This is a genomic window from Rhodothermales bacterium (assembly GCA_013002345.1).
Taxonomy (GTDB): Bacteria; Bacteroidota; Rhodothermia; order Rhodothermales; family JABDKH01; genus JABDKH01.
Window position 1 is genome coordinate 1 of sequence record JABDKH010000043.1, and the last position, 2,029, is coordinate 2,029.

Below are 2,029 nucleotides of genomic sequence, written 5' to 3' on the forward strand. Positions count from 1 at the left end.
GGCTTCCCGGTGAAGTCCATTTCACGAGCTCCCGGAAGTCCAAGGCAAGCCGAGTAGTTGTCCGGGCCGACACGAACCATCAGTTCGTCGTTGATGACGCCGCAGCACATATGTCCTTCGACCATGAAGGCCAGTCCACCGAACATCTTCTTCTCCACGATACCCGGAATGCCCTGAAGGGCGGTGCGCAGGCGACTGGCTAGGGCTTCACTGAATGGCATATCCGTCAAAAAGTTGGGGGGTGGTGAGCCAATATTGCTCAAAAAGGAGCAAGAATCAGTCAGGTCAGGCTGAACACGCTGGTCCCGCGCGGGTTCGTCGCGCCGAATATATTCTGCAAAAGATCGGGATACCGGGGAACCGGCTACCCGGAACGGCGTGACAAATGCGTTAACAAAACAGCACTTCGGCTACCTTCTCCCCAGCTTTCCGCCCCTTCGGGTGCTACGGAGCGCCACTTGGAGTGGAAAGTTTTCTTCGTTTAGGGGGTTGCCGGATGCTCCTGAAAAGCTATACGAAATGAACATCTACGTAGGCAACCTGCCGCACGCGACCGCCGATCCTGAACTCCGCGAGGCTTTCGAGGAATATGGTGCCGTCGACTCAGCAACAATTATCAAGGACCGCTTCACCGGGAAATCGCGGGGCTTCGGCTTCGTTGAGATGCCGGACAGCGGCGAAGCCCAGGCCGCTATCGACGGTCTGAATGGACAGGATTTTGGCGGACGCACGATCACTGTTAACGAGGCCCGTCCGAGAGAGGACCGGGGTCGTGGCGGTGGCGGCGGCGGTGGAAATCGTGGCGGTGGCGGCTACGGCGGCGGCGGTGGTAACCGCGGCGGCGGCGGTGGCGGCGGCTACGGTGGTGGCGGTGGCGGAGGCCGTCGTTACTAAGCCTGATTCTCGCTTACAGGATAAGGGAGTCGGCCGCAAGGCTGACTCCCTTTTTCTTTTTAGCTGGTCCCATAACCTGTAACCGCTCGTGAACCTGACTGCGTTGCACTGCCTGGACGAGTCGGTGTCGACCGCCTAAACCTGCACGGAAACTGGCGGTGGAACAAACCGAATCGGCAGCCACATGCCGTGCGCATCACCCTGGCATTGAACATGGCGGCCGATGCAGCCTGGCCAGACATCCAACCCGGCGATCAGGGTGCGTCGCTCTACATCTCGACGACGCGCGGCAGATTCAAACTACCCGGTACGCCAGAATCAGACCGCCTCCTCTCCGTTGTCATCGTCGCCGCCAAGACGCGAAAGCAGTCCCTCGATACCTGTCTTCAGCTTCCCGAAGAGTTCCTCTGCTTCGTCGGAGACCTCGTCCCACACGCCTTCACCAGCTTCGAGCATTTCGTTCATCTTGACCTTCGCCTTCTCGCGTTGTCCTTCAAGACCCTGCAGTCGCTCCGAGATCTCATCTCGCGCTTCGGCGGAGGCATCCATGGCTTTTGCCTTCAGTTCGTCAATTGTTGAACCGAGTTGGTCAATCTGCTTCTGCCACTTCTCTCGGAATTCTTCCTTTTTGTCCATTGCGAAAACCTCCGTTTTCTTTCGGGGCGCCTGAAAACTCTAATCTCGGCTCCCGTGTGCCGTCGGCGCCCATGATATGGCGCGAATATCTATCCAGATAGTACCCATGGCCTGCACTCGAGGATTCCATACACGCTGACCGGGCCCTGTGACCCGGTATGGGGTACGCCGACGTCTTCGCGACTAGCTCCCGGTCGTCGTGAATGTGGCACAAGCGCAGACCCTTCCCAACAACCTCAAGCCTTCAGCATCGTGAGAATCATCTTAAATCTCGACACGGCACTCAGCGCGTGTGGCTCGTTCGCCGGGAGAATAATCAACTCGCCACCGGATACGCGGTGCGTCGTACCCGATATCCGAATGTCGACCTCGCCGTCTATGACCGACACCAGCGCATCGAACGGCGTCGTGTGCTCACTCAGTTCCTGCCCTGCATCAAACGCGAAAGCGGTTACAGATCCCGAAGGGGTCTTGAGAAGGATCTTGCTCACTATTCCCT

The 2,029-nt window shown here is 58.3% G+C and carries 4 protein-coding genes; 1 reads left to right on the forward strand and 3 read right to left on the reverse strand.

The genetic code is table 11. The annotated features are described in order from the left end of the window. A partial coding sequence (locus HKN37_02070; protein NNE45426.1) for a TfoX/Sxy family protein occupies positions 1 to 221 on the reverse strand: 221 nt, incomplete at its 3' end. A 298-nt stretch (positions 222 to 519) separates the two neighbouring features. Between HKN37_02070 and HKN37_02075 the strand changes: the two genes are divergently transcribed. Then, a complete protein-coding gene (locus HKN37_02075; protein NNE45427.1) occupies positions 520 to 894 on the forward strand; it encodes an RNA-binding protein in 375 nt (124 codons plus the stop codon). 318 nt (positions 895 to 1,212) lie between these two features. Here HKN37_02075 and HKN37_02080 read toward each other — a convergent pair whose 3' ends face one another. Further along, positions 1,213 to 1,530, reverse strand: a complete 318-nt coding sequence (locus HKN37_02080; protein ID NNE45428.1) for a hypothetical protein — start codon at positions 1,528 to 1,530, stop codon at positions 1,213 to 1,215. A 236-nt stretch (positions 1,531 to 1,766) separates the two neighbouring features. Next, a partial coding sequence (locus HKN37_02085) for a cupin domain-containing protein (GenBank protein NNE45429.1) occupies positions 1,767 to 2,029 on the reverse strand: 263 nt, incomplete at its 5' end.

Bases quoted from the DNA above. Each gene is read 5' to 3' on its own strand.
- HKN37_02080 (NNE45428.1), bottom strand. From the start codon at position 1,530: ATGGACAAAAAGGAAGAATTCCGAGAGAAGTGGCAGAAGCAGATTGAC.
- HKN37_02075 (NNE45427.1), top strand. From the start codon at position 520: ATGAACATCTACGTAGGCAACCTGCCGCACGCGACCGCCGATCCTGAA.